At 61.0% G+C, this 13,188-nt stretch carries 17 protein-coding genes, 1 pseudogene and 1 riboswitch; of the genes and pseudogenes, 5 read left to right on the top strand and 13 right to left on the bottom strand.

Annotated features, from left to right (window positions below; translation table 11 throughout):
* Positions 1-98: 98 nt before the first annotated feature.
* Positions 99-2,111: a beta-galactosidase gene (locus ABIE33_RS17270; RefSeq protein WP_429127164.1), complete on the top strand. Its 2,013-nt coding sequence runs from the start codon at positions 99-101 to the stop codon at positions 2,109-2,111.
* Between the two features lie 45 nt (positions 2,112-2,156).
* Here the strand turns inward: ABIE33_RS17270 and ABIE33_RS17265 are convergent, their stop codons facing one another.
* Together ABIE33_RS17265 and ABIE33_RS17260 are read right to left on the bottom strand one after the other, a co-directional pair.
* Positions 2,157-2,651, bottom strand: a complete 495-nt coding sequence (locus ABIE33_RS17265; RefSeq protein WP_429127161.1) for an SRPBCC family protein — start codon at positions 2,649-2,651, stop codon at positions 2,157-2,159.
* Between the two features lies 1 nt (position 2,652).
* Positions 2,653-3,036 (bottom strand): ArsR/SmtB family transcription factor, encoded by a 384-nt coding sequence (locus ABIE33_RS17260; protein WP_429127159.1) that lies wholly within the window; start codon positions 3,034-3,036, stop codon positions 2,653-2,655.
* Between the two features lie 147 nt (positions 3,037-3,183).
* Here ABIE33_RS17260 and ABIE33_RS17255 point away from each other — a divergent pair, with 147 nt between their 5' ends.
* Entirely contained in the window at positions 3,184-3,345 is a 162-nt protein-coding gene (locus ABIE33_RS17255; protein WP_429127482.1) for a hypothetical protein, read from the top strand.
* Between the two features lie 20 nt (positions 3,346-3,365).
* Positions 3,366-3,785 (top strand): DUF2165 family protein, encoded by a 420-nt coding sequence (locus ABIE33_RS17250; protein WP_429127471.1) that lies wholly within the window; start codon positions 3,366-3,368, stop codon positions 3,783-3,785.
* A 96-nt stretch (positions 3,786-3,881) separates the two neighbouring features.
* Here the strand turns inward: ABIE33_RS17250 and pcaF are convergent, their stop codons facing one another.
* The 3 genes from pcaF to ABIE33_RS17235 are packed head-to-tail and all read right to left on the bottom strand — an operon-like array spanning position 3,882 to position 6,740.
* Positions 3,882-5,087, bottom strand: coding sequence for a 3-oxoadipyl-CoA thiolase (pcaF, locus tag ABIE33_RS17245; protein WP_429127156.1), 1,206 nt, complete (start codon positions 5,085-5,087; stop codon positions 3,882-3,884).
* Positions 5,087-5,869, bottom strand: a complete 783-nt coding sequence (locus tag ABIE33_RS17240) for a CoA-transferase subunit beta (RefSeq protein WP_429127154.1) — start codon at positions 5,867-5,869, stop codon at positions 5,087-5,089. The genes pcaF and ABIE33_RS17240 overlap by 1 nt, the downstream gene beginning before the upstream one ends.
* 10 nt (positions 5,870-5,879) lie before the next feature.
* Positions 5,880-6,740, bottom strand: coding sequence for a CoA transferase subunit A (locus tag ABIE33_RS17235; protein WP_429127151.1), 861 nt, complete (start codon positions 6,738-6,740; stop codon positions 5,880-5,882).
* A 241-nt stretch (positions 6,741-6,981) separates the two neighbouring features.
* Between ABIE33_RS17235 and ABIE33_RS17230 the strand changes: the two genes are divergently transcribed.
* A complete protein-coding gene (locus tag ABIE33_RS17230) occupies positions 6,982-7,737 on the top strand; it encodes an IclR family transcriptional regulator (protein ID WP_429127148.1) in 756 nt (251 codons plus the stop codon).
* Positions 7,738-7,848: 111 nt separating this feature from the next.
* On the opposite strand, the gene ABIE33_RS17225 is transcribed toward ABIE33_RS17230, so the two are convergent.
* The 5 genes from ABIE33_RS17225 to ABIE33_RS17205 all read right to left on the bottom strand — a co-directional run bounded on the left by ABIE33_RS17225 (position 7,849) and on the right by ABIE33_RS17205 (position 11,362).
* A complete protein-coding gene (locus ABIE33_RS17225; protein WP_429127145.1) occupies positions 7,849-8,514 on the bottom strand; it encodes a thiamine phosphate synthase in 666 nt (221 codons plus the stop codon).
* Entirely contained in the window at positions 8,511-9,284 is a 774-nt protein-coding gene (locus ABIE33_RS17220) for a thiazole synthase (protein WP_429127142.1), read from the bottom strand. The genes ABIE33_RS17225 and ABIE33_RS17220 overlap by 4 nt, the downstream gene beginning before the upstream one ends.
* Positions 9,285-9,286: 2 nt before the next feature.
* Positions 9,287-9,484 carry a sulfur carrier protein ThiS gene (gene thiS / locus ABIE33_RS17215; protein ID WP_429127140.1) on the bottom strand — a complete coding sequence of 66 codons (198 nt, stop codon included), beginning with the start codon at positions 9,482-9,484 and terminating at the stop codon, positions 9,287-9,289.
* On the bottom strand, positions 9,474-10,469 hold the full coding sequence (gene thiO, locus ABIE33_RS17210) for a glycine oxidase ThiO (protein WP_429127137.1): 996 nt from the start codon (positions 10,467-10,469) through the stop codon (positions 9,474-9,476). The genes thiS and thiO overlap by 11 nt, the downstream gene beginning before the upstream one ends.
* 223 nt (positions 10,470-10,692) lie before the next feature.
* Positions 10,693-10,823: riboswitch (TPP riboswitch) on the bottom strand.
* A gap of 284 nt (positions 10,824-11,107) precedes the next feature.
* The gene (locus tag ABIE33_RS17205) at positions 11,108-11,362 is read right to left on the bottom strand and encodes a hypothetical protein (RefSeq protein ID WP_429127134.1); all 255 of its coding nucleotides are present in this window, start codon (positions 11,360-11,362) and stop codon (positions 11,108-11,110) included.
* A gap of 14 nt (positions 11,363-11,376) precedes the next feature.
* On the opposite strand from ABIE33_RS17205, the pseudogene ABIE33_RS17200 reads away from it, so the two are divergent.
* A pseudogene (locus tag ABIE33_RS17200) lies at positions 11,377-11,556 on the top strand (aspartate 1-decarboxylase); the annotation flags it as partial.
* Between the two features lie 275 nt (positions 11,557-11,831).
* Here ABIE33_RS17200 and ABIE33_RS17195 read toward each other — a convergent pair.
* The 3 genes from ABIE33_RS17195 to ABIE33_RS17185 all read right to left on the bottom strand — a co-directional run bounded on the left by ABIE33_RS17195 (position 11,832) and on the right by ABIE33_RS17185 (position 13,012).
* Positions 11,832-12,215, bottom strand: coding sequence for a type II toxin-antitoxin system VapC family toxin (locus ABIE33_RS17195; protein WP_429127131.1), 384 nt, complete (start codon positions 12,213-12,215; stop codon positions 11,832-11,834).
* Positions 12,212-12,412 (bottom strand): type II toxin-antitoxin system VapB family antitoxin, encoded by a 201-nt coding sequence (locus tag ABIE33_RS17190; RefSeq protein ID WP_429127129.1) that lies wholly within the window; start codon positions 12,410-12,412, stop codon positions 12,212-12,214. Before ABIE33_RS17190 ends, ABIE33_RS17195 begins: the two co-directional genes overlap by 4 nt.
* A gap of 399 nt (positions 12,413-12,811) precedes the next feature.
* Positions 12,812-13,012, bottom strand: coding sequence for a hypothetical protein (locus tag ABIE33_RS17185; RefSeq protein ID WP_429127126.1), 201 nt, complete (start codon positions 13,010-13,012; stop codon positions 12,812-12,814).
* Between the last annotated feature and the right edge of the window lie 176 nt (positions 13,013-13,188).

Genomic DNA, 13,188 nt, shown 5'->3' with positions numbered 1-13,188 from the left:
TGCGCCCGCTGATATAAACGTTTATATCCCTGAGGGCGCTCGCATCGAAGACGAGGTGCCGGGTGAAGCCGGCCGAGAGCATGACGAAGGACCCGATCTTGCATATGCCCCTGACGCGACCGAACCGTTTCAACGCCGACCAGCAGGAGACCGACATGCTCGAACTCGGCGTCTGCTACTATCCGGAGCAATGGCCACGCGAGAAATGGGAAGAGGACGCCCGCCGCATGGTCGAGCTTGGGCTCGCCTGGGTGCGCATCGGTGAATTCGCCTGGGCGAAGATCGAACCCCGGCCGGGCGAGTTTCATTGGGAATGGCTGGATGACGCGATCGACGTTCTCGGCAGCGCCGGTCTCAAGGTCATTTTGGGCACCCCGACCGCCGCACCGCCGAAGTGGCTGATCGACCGCCACCCCGATATCCTGCCGGTCGACGTCAATGGCGTGGTGCGCAAGTTCGGTGCTCGGCGTCATTACTGCTTCTCCAGCCGCACCTACCGCGTCGAGGCCGCGCGCATTTCCGATGCCATGGCCGAACGCTACGGTAAGAACGCCTTCGTTCATGCCTGGCAGACGGATAACGAGTATGGCGATCACGATACGATCTACAGCTATTCGGCCGAAGCCGAGCGGGCGTTTCGCCTGTGGCTCGCAGAACGCTACGGCACGACCGACGAGCTGAACCGCGCCTGGGGTACTTCCTTCTGGGCAATGAACTACAACAGCTTCGACGAAGTCGAGCTGCCGAACAATCTCGTTGAGGAGCCGAGCCCGACGCATATCGTCGACTTCATCCGCTTCTCGTCCGATCAGGTGAAGAGCTTCAACAAGGCGCAGGTCGATATCATCCGCAGCCATGCGCCCGGCCGCCCGGTGACGCACAATTTCATGTCGCACAACACCGACTTCGATCACTACAAGGTGGGAGAAGACATCGATATCGCCTCCTGGGACGTCTATCCGATGGGCGGGCTTCTGAACGGGCGCCTCTCGCCGGAGGACAAGGGCCATTACCTGCGTGTCGGCGATCCGGACCAGCCGGCCTTCAACCACGATCTCTACCGCACCGTCGGCCGCGGACGCGTCTGGGTGATGGAGCAGCAGCCGGGTCCGGTCAACTGGGCGGCGCACAACCAGTCGCCTGCCGATGGCATGGTGCGGCTCTGGACCTGGCTTGCCTATGCGCACGGCGTCGACATGGTCTCCTATTTCCGCTGGCGGCAGGTGCCGTTTGCGCAGGAGCAATTCCATGCCGGCCTCCTGCTTCCCAACAGTGAACCGGACCAGGGCTATCTCGAAGTGGCGCAGGTGGCCGAAGAGATGAAGCGGCTGCCGAGGGGCGAGGCGCGCGCCAAGGCCAAGGTCGCGATCCTGCTCGATTATAATTCGCGCTGGGCGACGCGCGCCCTGCCGCAGGGCCGGACCTACTCGGCCTCGGCGACCGCGCTTGACTGGTACTCAACCGTGTCGCGTCTTGGCGTAGACGTCGATTTCATCGGCCAGCATTCCGACATCGACGGCTACCAGCTGGTGCTGGCGCCAGACCTTGTCATCGCCAATCAGGCCTTCGTCGAGAAGCTGGCGAAGTCTGAGGCCAAGGTATTGTTCGGACCGCGCAGCGGCAGCAAGACCGAGGACATGCACATCCCAGAGGGATTGCCGCCGGGACCGCTTGCGGCCCTCATCGACGTCAGCGTCGCCCGTGTCGAGTCTCTGCCGGAGTTTCATGGCGAGACGGTGCTTTACGGCAACGAGATCTACCCGTCCGGTATCTGGCGGGAGACCGTGCGCACGAGCGAAACGGTGCTTGCGACCTTCGAAAGCGAGTATCGCAACGGTGCGCCGGCGCTCGTCGGCAACGACAAGGCACGCTACATGGCAGCGGCTGCCCGCGGCGACTTCTTGAAGAAGGTGATCAATGATGCGCTCGGCTGGGCATCGGTCGAAGCGCTGGCCGATCTCGGCGATCTGCGCATCACTCGCCGCGGCAAGCTCAACTTCGCCTTCAACTACGGCAAAGGGGCGGCCGAAGTGCCGGCTGGTGCAGGTGCTGTCTTCCACGTGGGAGGCCGCAAGCTCGGTCCGGTCGACGTCGCGATCTGGACGGAATGAGACTTGGGTCGTGGGCGGATCAAACCGCCCACGACCTTCCCGTGACTATTTTGCAAACTCGGATGTGAGAATGCCTTCGAGCCGGTCGTAGCCGATCGCAATGCCGCTTTCCATCGGTGATTTCAGCACGGCATCGCGCGTCTCGGTCGAGGAGTAAACGACAGCCGTCGTCACGGTGGTGCGCCCGCCCTCTTCGACGAAGTGGGTCGTCACTTGTGTCTGGCCGCCGGTCCAGTCCTCGTCAAAAAGTTCCTCATGCACGATCCGGTCCGGCGCATCGATCTCGCGATAGGTGCCGCCCATGCCCATCTCGGTGCCTTCCGTATTCTTCCAGACATAACGAAACGTTCCACCGGGCCGGAGGTCGATCTCGCACACGGGCAGGGACCAGCCGTCCGGGCCGGTCAGCCAGCGCTTGACGAGCGCCGGTTTGGTAAAAGCATCGAAAACCAGCCGGCGCGGCGCGTCGAACGTCCTGATGACGCGAATTTCCCGGTCGCCATGGGCGGTGACAACAAGTTTGTTGGATGCGGCAGTCATGTCAGTCCTCCTTCGTGGTGAAATCGGTGGGGTGCACGGCTGGCGCCTGTGACGTGGCATCCGCCTTCAATTCCTCGAGCAGGGTGTCGAGGCGGGCGAAATTCGCTTCCCAAAGTTTGCGGTAGTCCGCGAGCCAGTCGGTTGCCTCGGTGAGCGGATCGATCTCGATGCGGCACGGACGGCGCTGCGCGTCGCGGCTGCGCGAAACCAATCCGGCGCGCTCCAGCACCTTCAGGTGTTTCGACACTGCCGGTTGGCTCATGGCGAAGGGTTCGGCAAGCTCGAGGACCGACGCCTCGCCCAGCGCCAGACGGGCAAGGATCGCCCGTCGTGTCGGGTCGGCGAGAGCTGCAAAGGTGGCGTCGAGGCGTTCAGATGGGGTCATTTAGATAACCAAAGAGTTTTAGAACCATGTGGTTATCTAACGCCTTGCGACAGAAGTCAAGATGCACGGGAACGGGAAGATCGCAGCCTGTTCTGCTGGCGTTCTGCCGGAGTGCATATGCATCATCCTGCAAGTTGTGGAAGAGACATGTTGCAGCCCCGTTCTCCGCTGCCGGCGGCTATGGCTGGACTGATGCCGGTCAGATTCGGCCCGGATTTTGGGCGTACCGGCAGTGGACAGGAGTACCAGACCATGAAAATCATTCGGATTGCCAAAGCCGCGGCCGTCGCTGCGATCGCCTTGTTTTAACGCTTGTCGCCTTCGGCAACATCACCGACTACGCCACGAACTTCGCCTTCGTTCAGCACGTGATGATGATGGATACGATCTTTCCCGACGCCGCGATCAAATATCGCGCCATCACCAGTCCGGCGCTGCACAACCTGCTCTATGTCGTGATCATCGCGGCAGAGACGCTGACGGCGCTGCTTTGCTGGCTCGGCGCCTACAGGTTGGCGATAAATCTGAACGGCGGCGCGCGCGAGTTCAACCGGCCGAAAACCGTGGCGATCGCCAGTCTGACGCTCGGCTTCCTCGTTTGGCAGGTTGGGTTCATGTCGGTCGGTGGTGAATGGTTCGGCATGTGGATGTCGAAACAATGGAACGGCGTTCCTGACGCGTTCCGCTTCTTCATCACCATCCTGCTGGTGCTGATCTTCGTGGCGCGGCGCGACGAAGAGACCGTGTGATGCAAAGGGGAGCCGTCACTGACGGCTCCCGGTCCGCTCTTGTTTTTGCGCATGTCGTTATCGCAAAAACCGCTGCACGCTTTTGCGCGACATGCTTCAGACGCGCTCCAGCGCCACCGCAATTCCCTGGCCGACGCCGATGCACATGGTCGAAAGTGCGTAGCGGCCGCCGGTTTCTGCGAGCTCAAGTGCCGCTGTTCCGGTGATCCGGGCGCCGGACATGCCGAGAGGATGACCAAGCGCAATGGCGCCGCCATTGCGGTTGACGCGGTCATCGTCGTCGGCAATGCCGAGATCGCGAAGCGTCGCCAGTCCCTGCGACGCGAAAGCCTCGTTTAGTTCGATGACATCGAACTGCTCCTGGGTCAGATCGAGACGCGCCATCAGTTTCTTCGAGGCCGGAGCCGGGCCGAAGCCCATGATGCGCGGCGCAACACCGGCGGTGGCCCCACCGAGGATTCGGGCGATCGGCCGAAGGCCGTATCTTTTGGCTGAAGCCTCAGAGGCGATGATCAGTGCCGCTGCGCCATCGTTGACGCCGGAGGCATTGCCGGCGGTCACGGTGCCGCCTTCTCGTCTGAAGGGCGTGCCGAGCTTGGCAAGCGCCTCCATCGTCGTGGCGCGAGGGTGCTCGTCTCTTTCGACGATGGTCGGGTCGCCCCTTCGCTGTGGGATGGTGACGGCGACGATCTCCTTTGCCAGGCGACCGCTACCTTGTGCGGCTGCTGCCTTCGCCTGGCTGCGCAGCGCAAAGGCGTCCTGGTCTTCTCGGCTTACCTTGAAGTCTTCGGCGACGTTTTCGCCGGTCTCCGGCATGGAATCGACGCCGTATTGCTTCTTCATCAGCGGGTTGATGAAACGCCAGCCGATGGTGGTGTCATAAATCTCGGCATTGCGCGAAAAAGCACTCTCCGCCTTAGGCATGACGAAGGGCGCACGCGACATGCTCTCGACGCCGCCCGCAATCATCAGTTCGGCTTCGCCCGCTTTGATGGAGCGCGCGGCTGCGATGACGGCATCCATGCCTGAGCCACAGAGGCGGTTGATCGTGGTGCCCGTCACGCTTGCCGGCAGCCCGGCCAGGAGCAGCGACATGCGTGCGACGTTGCGATTGTCTTCACCGGCCTGATTGGCGCAACCGAAGATCACGTCATCGACTGCTTCCCAGTCGAGCGATGGGTTGCGCTCCATCAGAGCCTTCAGCGGTATGGCGCCGAGGTCGTCTGCCCTGACCGACGAGAGCGCGCCGCCAAAGCGACCGATCGGTGTGCGGATATAATCGCAGATATAGGCGTCAGTCATTATGCGGCCTCCCTGTCGCCCTGGTGGGCCTTCTTGGTGCGCGCGTTGATGTCGCGAAGCGTCACCAGCTCGACCTCCGTCGGCACCGGCGTCTCAATCACTTGGTTGGCAAACTTGATCGGCCAGCCGCAGTTTTCGACGATCTGTTCGCGTGTGACGCCCTGATGGATCGACACGACAGTCAGTTCCTTGGTGACGGGATCGGGCTCGAGAATGCAGAGGTCGGTGATAACGCGGGTCGGCCCCTTGGTCTTCATGCCGAGCCTTTCGCGATGATTGCCGCCTTCGCCATGGCCCATCGAGGTGATGAAGGGCAGCTTTTCGACGAAGCCGCGTTTGGAGAGCGCCATGGTGATGAAGATGCGGCCGCAATTCGACGCGATCTCCGGCGCGCCGCCGCCACCGGGCAGGCGGACCTTCGGATGGTCGTAAGGCCCGACCACCGTGGTGTTGAGATTGGCGAATTTATCGATCTGCGCGCCGCCGAGAAACCCGGTGGTGATGCGGCCGCCCTGCAGCCAGTAGCGAAACATTTCCGGCACGGAGACGGTGAAGAGTGCGGTATCGCAAAGCTCGCCGTCACCGATCGATAGCGGCAGCACATCCGGCTTGGTGCCGACGGTTCCGCTTTCATAGATCAGCGTGATGTCGGGGGCGTGGGTCAACCGCGCCACGTTGCAGGCGGCCGAGGGCGCACCGATGCCGACAAAGCAGACGTCGTCGTTGGACAGCTCGCGCGAGGCAGCGATGGTCATCATCTCGGTGGGGGTGAAATCCGTCATCATTGCCTCCTCAAGCGGCCTTCGCCGGCTTCTTGCCAGCGTGCCGTGCGAAATCTTCGGGCCCTGCGTCGAGCACGTTCTCTTTGATCCAGGCGGCAAAACTCTCGCGGTCGCGGGCGATTTCGTCCCAGCCGATGTAGAAGGCATTCGAGCGCGGATAGTAGCCGTGGGCGTAGGAGGGGAAGGCGCCTCCGGGCACGTGGCTGACCGCCGTTACCGCCCAGGTGGGCAGGACGACGGAGTTGGGCGAAGGCGGCGCAAGTTCGTCGACGATTTCCTCGACCGTGACGATCGAACGCCTGGCCGCAAGCACCGCCTCTTTCTGCACGCCGACGATGCCTTCGAGCAGCACATTGCCCTTCCGGTCAGCGCGCTGAGCATGGATGATGGTGACGTCGGGCCGGATCGCCGGAACGGCGGCAAGCACTTCAGACGTAAACGGGCAGGTGACCTGCTTGATGTTCGGGTTCACCTTGGGAAGATCGGCACCGATATAGCCGCGCAACATCGCAAACGGCAGGTTGGCGGCACCCGCTTCGTAGGCATTGGCCATGGCCGCATGAGAATGTTCTTCGATTTCGAGCGGGCGCGGCCACTGGTTTTCGACCGCATCGCGGAAGCGATGAAGCGAGCCGACGCCGGGATTACCGCCCCAGGAAAATTTCATGCCGCGGGCAGCACCCACGCCGATCAGCTGATCGTAGAGAATGTCCGGCGTCATACGCACGAGAAACAGGTCCTTGCGACCCTGGCGGATCACTTCATGCCCGGCCGCATAGGGGATCAGGTGGGTAAAGCCCTCCATGGCGACGGTGTCGCCATCCCTGACATTGCCGCCGATGGCCTCGGCGAGTGACACGATCTTCGCCATGTTTCCTCTCTTCTGATTTGAACGTTGCCGCCAATCGGCGGGCGCATGGTTGTCTGCAGGCGGTTGGGAACTGGCGCGCCCGTCTTCGCGGCCCATCGAGTGCGGGCCGGTAAGAGGCCTCCCTTGCCTGTATTGGTGCGAAATAGGCTCTCAAAAACGGCGAGCGTCAAACGTTTTGTGCGATATTTGACATTTGTTCGTATATCGCACAAAATGAACGCCGGTAAATCGAGGAAGGCCCATGAGAGAAACCGATTTCGTCAGCGGGTTTGCCCGCGGGCTGACCGTTATCGAGGCTTTTGGCGAGACGCAGCAGAAGTTGACGATCACAGAGGCAGCAAAGATCACCGGACTGGACCGGGCGACCGTACGCCGTTCGCTGCTGACGCTGTCGGAACTTGGATATGCCGACTACGACGGAAAATTCTTTTCGCTGACACCGAAGATCCTGCGGCTCGGGCATGCTTATCTCTCCGCGACGCCTTTGCCGGCGATTGTCCAGCCCTATCTCGACCAGCTCTCGGAAAGAGCCGGACAGAGTGCCTCTGCCTCGGTGCTTGACGGCACGGAGATCGTCTATATCGCCCGTGCTTCACAAAGGCGGGTGATGTCGATCAGCCTGATTCCGGGCTCCCGTCTTCCTGCCTATTGCGCCTCGATGGGGCGCGTGTGGCTCGCGGCCTTGCCGGAGCCGCAGGCGAGGGACGTGCTCGCCCGCACCGATCTCAGGGCGAACACGCCTTACACGAGGACTGATACGGAAGAACTGATGGCCGAGATCGGCCGCGTGCGTCACCAAGGCTATGCGATCATCGACCAGGAGCTGGAAATCGGCCTTTGCTCCATCGCCGTTCCGCTTCAAAACGACCGCAACCAGATCGTGGCGGCACTCAACATCGGTGCGCCTGCCGCCCATGTGCCGGCTGCCGAAATGGTGGCGCGCTACCTGCCGCTGCTGAAGGAGACGCAAGCGGCGCTCCGGATTGTATTGCGCTAGCAGCGATGTCGGCGCCGATGCTTGACGGAAACTGCGACGGGCCTTCTAATCCGGGCAGACCGGAGAAGCACGCCATGGCCTGGACAGGGCTTTAGAACCTTCATGCGCACCCTACTTCGGACAAGGAGAGGGCCGGCTTGGCTTTCCTAAGATCCTGTCGGTCGACGGCGCAACGCGCCATCTTGAGGTTGCCGCGATCCATTGTCGTGTTCGGCCCTCGGGATCCTGGCTACGTGTGATGTCGGTCACGACGGCGGCACAATCCGCGCCATGGGTGAGGACGCCATCAATGCGTTCAATGTTCAGTCCACCGATCGCAACCAGCGGGGTCGATCCGATTTTCTTCTTCCATGTGGCGAGGCGGGTCAGTCCCTGCGGCTCCCATTTCATCTTCTTCAGAACCGTCGGATAGACCGGTCCCAGCGCGACATAGTCGGGCGCGACGGTGAGCGCCGTATCGAGTTCTGCCTCGTCATGAGTGCTGATGCCGAGCTTCAGTCCGGCCCCACGGATCGCGGCTACATCGGCTTGCTCCAGATCTTCCTGACCGAGATGAACGAAATCGCAGCCTTCGTCGATTGCCATGCGCCAATGGTCGTTGACGACAAGTTGGCAACCGTGTCTGTCGCATATGGTCCTGGCGATGCGGATATCGTTACGTACTTCGCTATCGGGTCTGTCCTTGATGCGAAGCTGGACCAGCCTGACCCCGATTGGAACGAGGCGTTCGATCCAATGGGCGCTGTCGACAATGAGGTAAAAGGGGTCGAGCGTCATGAGAAGACCGCCTTTCCGATCACCGGGGTGGAGGGGACCGCCATGTCGCGCGGGTCGAGCATGCCGGCTTCAAAAGCCTGGCGACCAGCCTCGATCGCCTTGGCAAAACCCGATGCCATCATGGCAGGATTTCCCGCACCAGCCACCGCGGTATTCAGGAGCACGGCATCGAAACCGAGCTCCATCACCGTTGCTGCATGCGAAGGGCGGCCGATACCCGCATCGACAATCAACGGCACGTCCGGGAAATTCGCGCGCATCGATCTCAAGGCAGACAGGTTTTGCGGGCCCATGGCACTGCCGATCGGAGCGCACCAGGGCATCAACACGCGGCAGCCAGCTTCCAGCAGGCGCTCGGCAACAACCAGATCATCGGTCGTATAGGGAAAGACCTCGAAGCCTTCGTTCGAAAGGACCCGTGCGGCTTCGACCAGAGCGAACACATCCGGCTGCAGCGTGTCGTGATTGCCGATCACCTCGAGCTTGATCCAGTTCGTCCCAAAAACCTCACGCGCCATCTTGGCAGTCAGCACCGCCTCCTTGGTGGTGTGGCAGCCGGCGGTGTTCGGCAGTATCTTCGTCCCGAGCTCCCGGATCAGTTCGAAAAACGCACCTCCGGCTTTGCCACCGGCCGTCTCTCTCCTCAAAGAGACCGTGATGATTTGTGTCTGTGAAGCCCGTACGGCGTCCGCAAGCACGGCTGGAGATGGATAGCCTGCTGTGCCCAGGAGCAGTCGAGAGGTGATTTCCGTGTCGTAGACGTGCAGCATGTTCAGCCACCTTTCATCGGCGAGAGAATTTCGATGCGATCATGCTCGCGCAAGCGCCATCCATCGCGGTCGGCCGCGTGAACGAGATCTCCGTTAACGGCGGTCGCCAGCCAGCTTCCTTCATATTCGAGTGCTGCCATCAGTTCGGCGAGCGTCGAGCAGGCGATCTCATGTTCGTCGCCGTTGACGTTAAGGTTCATCATGGAACTCCGATTGGTGGTCCGGGTTGAGCAGACGTTCGGTAACGTCGTGCGCAAGGGTCGGCGAGAGCAGGAAGCCGTGTCGATACAGACCGTTCACGCAAAAGTTCGAGCCGCTTCGGGTGATCCTTGGAAGGTTGTCCGGATAGGCAGGGCGAACACCAGTCCCGGTCTCGGTGATCTGCGCTTCGCCGAAGGCCGGGTGCAGGGCGTAGGCTGCGTTCAAGAGTTCCATCAGCGACCGTGCCGTGATGGGACCGGACAGATCGCTCTCGATCATCGTTGCCCCGACCATGAAGACACCCTGGCGACGTGGAACGACATAGATCGGGTGTCGCGGATGCAGCAAGCGCACTGGGCGCGACAGTTGAATGTCGCCGGTGCGCAGGTAGAGCATCTCGCCACGCACGCCCCGCAGAGCGGGGTCATTCGGGAGCCTGGCATGGCCGGTGCAATCGATATGCCAACCGAAACGGTGGCTGACGGCAGCATCGGTCGTCAGGCCGAAGTGAAAACGCACCCCCATGGCCATTAATGTGTCACGGAGTGACGACAGCGCCTCTCTCGGATCGAGATGCGCCTCCCTCGGGAAGTAGAGTGCACGCGAGAAGCGACCGGCGAGATCCGGTTCCAGTTGTGCTATCTGGTCTGCATCAAGCCAATTGTGACCTGTGGTTCGCGCCGCGAAGCGGTCGAGCTCACGTGTGTCGCGCGCGGCGGCGACGACGAGTGTGCCCTCTTGCGCGACTTTGTCAGGCAGCATGGCCTTCCACCACTCAATGGCTGTTGCGCCGATGCGTTCAACCTTCTCATCGGCACTTTCGCGCTCACACCAGGGCGCCAGCATGCCGCCGGCAAACCAGGATGCACCGGCGCCAATCCGTTCGGATCGCTCGATGACGTCGACCTCAATGCCGCGTCGCGCCAGCTCGTAGGCAGTGACAAGACCGACGACACCCGCCCCTTTGACCAGCACCGGCTTCATTTGGCAGCCGTTCGAGCCGTTGCCTGGTTGGCGCTGTGGGGCCATCCACCCGTGTGCCGGTCCGCTAACGTGCGTAGATGTTGCCGTCTATGCCCGGCTTTTCGATCGTGTGCGGCATCTGCAAAATCCATTGGCTGCTCCAACCATAACGTTTGGAGACCCAGATCTTGGAGCTGGAAAGATAGAGACACGTCCACGCGATCGCAAAAAGGAGCTGTCGCGACAGCCGTCGTTCCCACCGTCCCTACGCCAGCATGAACTGGATCAGGTTCAACGGGTCATTGCGCTACGGTCGAAAAGACGATCCGCCCAGCAATATCTCAGCCCCTTGTCGGGACCCCCCTGGTGAATGAACTGAGTTGAACGACGATAGCCGAACTCTGTCAAGTGTTGGAGCAGAATGATGGTTGAAAACGCCGCTGCAGGGAACCGCGCTCAAACGATGGATGCGTTCCGCAGGGCAACTCAGCAACGCAGTGTGGACGGCCGGTGTTCAAACCGCCTTCGGCCACATGAGATGCGCTGGTCGCGGAAACGCGCTCAAATCTTGCTCAATGTTCGGACCACAACCGATTACGCGCCAGTCGCATTGTCCACCCACGGCCTAGCGCGGAGAGACGTTAGAGCATGGCGCATTGCTATGTCATTCTTCGAACAACCCAGAGCGACCGGCTCGCATGAGCGATTCCGGACACGAGCCGCAGGCGAGGATCACCCTTGAGCCGCTCAGCCTCAGCCGCATCAAGACGCAGGACCGTCTGATCGGTTTCGTTCGCGTTCGGCGTAATCCACCAGCGCTGATCCTCGCAGCAAAGCCCGGCATCCGGATGTTCCTGGAGATACTCGATCGCATACTCGGCGTTCACTTTTCGCGGTCCGGCGTCCTCGGACATTTGTTTTTTCCTCCATCTCACATTCCTTGAGCCGGCTCGATGGCATCTCCGCGACGGAGTCAAACCTCAACTATAATGGATCAACTACGCTAGATCCTGATCATTGCGAGGAAGCCGGCATCCTGCCCATGGAGTTTGTCGAGATTTGGAACAAGAATTCCGGCGCTCGGATCTCCACTTACGTCATCCTTGGATAACGTGGATCTGCCTAACCGCAAGTTCGAGCTCAGACCTGTGCGTGGCGTCGAACTCAAGATCGGGCTTGGGGTTGAAGGCCCGGTGCCGGCAATATGCCGAGGGCAGCTATGGGGCGGGGCAATCGTTCCACACGACCCTCGTGCGCGGCTGACTGCGAAGATGTTCACGCCTCGTGCTCAAAGCTCGCATAATGAATCGAGGGGAACTCTGCGCTCTGGCGGCTAAATCCTCAGACCAAGCATGAGCAACGGCGATCGCTATGGTTCAGCCTTTAGTTCCGCGCATTGGCAGGGGTATGCAGCAAAGCCCCGGCCTTTTCAGCCGCTGCCCGCAGACGCTTGTCTCTGGTCCACAAGGCCGCTCGCTGATCAAGGAGAACCGAGGCAAGCAAATGGGCATCTGTGTAGCCAATGCCCATACTGAAAATGGCGTGGCGATCAATCATCATCATGACTTCGTCGTGCGTTGCGACGAACGCCTCACGCTGAGCCTGAAGGAAAGCTATCACGCTCCCGCGATCCCGAAGGCTGCCAAGTGCCAGTTCGCTAATCACAGCCGGATGGCAGAGTAGACGATCGTCCTCAATAATCCTACGCAGATCTGCATCGGCATGCCGGAAATGATCATTCCAGATGGACGTGTCTGCAAGTATCACTTGGCCGCTACGCTCCGGCGGCGTGGCGCTGCCTCCGCATCCGGCATAGTTCCTCCGAGCGCGATGAGGCGTTTTCCCGACTCTACACGAACAAGCGTCTCCAACGCTTGGCGGACTAAAGCGGCGGTTTCTTTCGTGCCGGTTAGGGACCTGGCCCTTTCCACGAGTGTGTCGTCGAGGTTGATAGTCGATCGCATCGTTTGGTTTCCTGGTTCTGGTGTTTACAAATAGCACCATTTGGTGATGTAATCTACGCCTCGTCTCCAATCTGATACGTCCGTCGTAGGATTTGCAAAGCCGGCAACGTGGGCATGTTTGCACCGTCGCGGGCGCCGCCAAGAGTGAAGCGAGTGCGCGGCCTAGCCGGCGAGATGCGTCGACATCGTACCCATGAAACTCAAAAACTGCCGGGGGCCGCGGATTCGTACCCCATCAAGAGCAGAGATTCGTGGCGACTTTCGGCCCACAGCGGGCGTCGCGGGCGCTAGTCGGCATCCAGGGGCTTGACGTGGTCAGGTACCCAGCGAGTGAAGACAAGACCATCGCACATCTGGCAAAAGTCGAAACTTTGACCGGCATCCGCAGCCAAGTAAGTGTCAGCGGTAGAGGAGCAGGCGTTCCAGACTTTCCATCTGATCAGGGCGCCATCCCTGTTTGTATGAGGCAGCGAGGCCGCGCCAGTTGGGCTTACCCAGTTCGCGGGCGATGATTTCCAACGCGGCAATATGTTGAACACGTTGCGCATGAGCGAAGCGCTTGGCGACGGATTTGATAATGGTGAGAATGTCGGTGGCCATGGTGGTCCATTCCTTTGAAACGAATCCAACCGGTGCCACTGCCGACCGGAACCGTCCGAAGGAAAGGCGTCAGTCATGATCATACGCAGCGTGCTGCTTGAGCTTCGCGTGGTGGGCGCACCGGCCCGCGAGTCAAGGCCAAGTGCGTCGTGCCTTTACAGAGCCTCCAGCATCAA

Source organism: Ensifer sp. 4252, from assembly GCF_050434565.1.
Lineage (GTDB): Bacteria > Pseudomonadota > Alphaproteobacteria > Rhizobiales > Rhizobiaceae > Ensifer.
The sequence above is the reverse complement of the archived record's forward strand: the minus strand, read 5'-3'. Positions and strand labels throughout refer to the sequence as shown.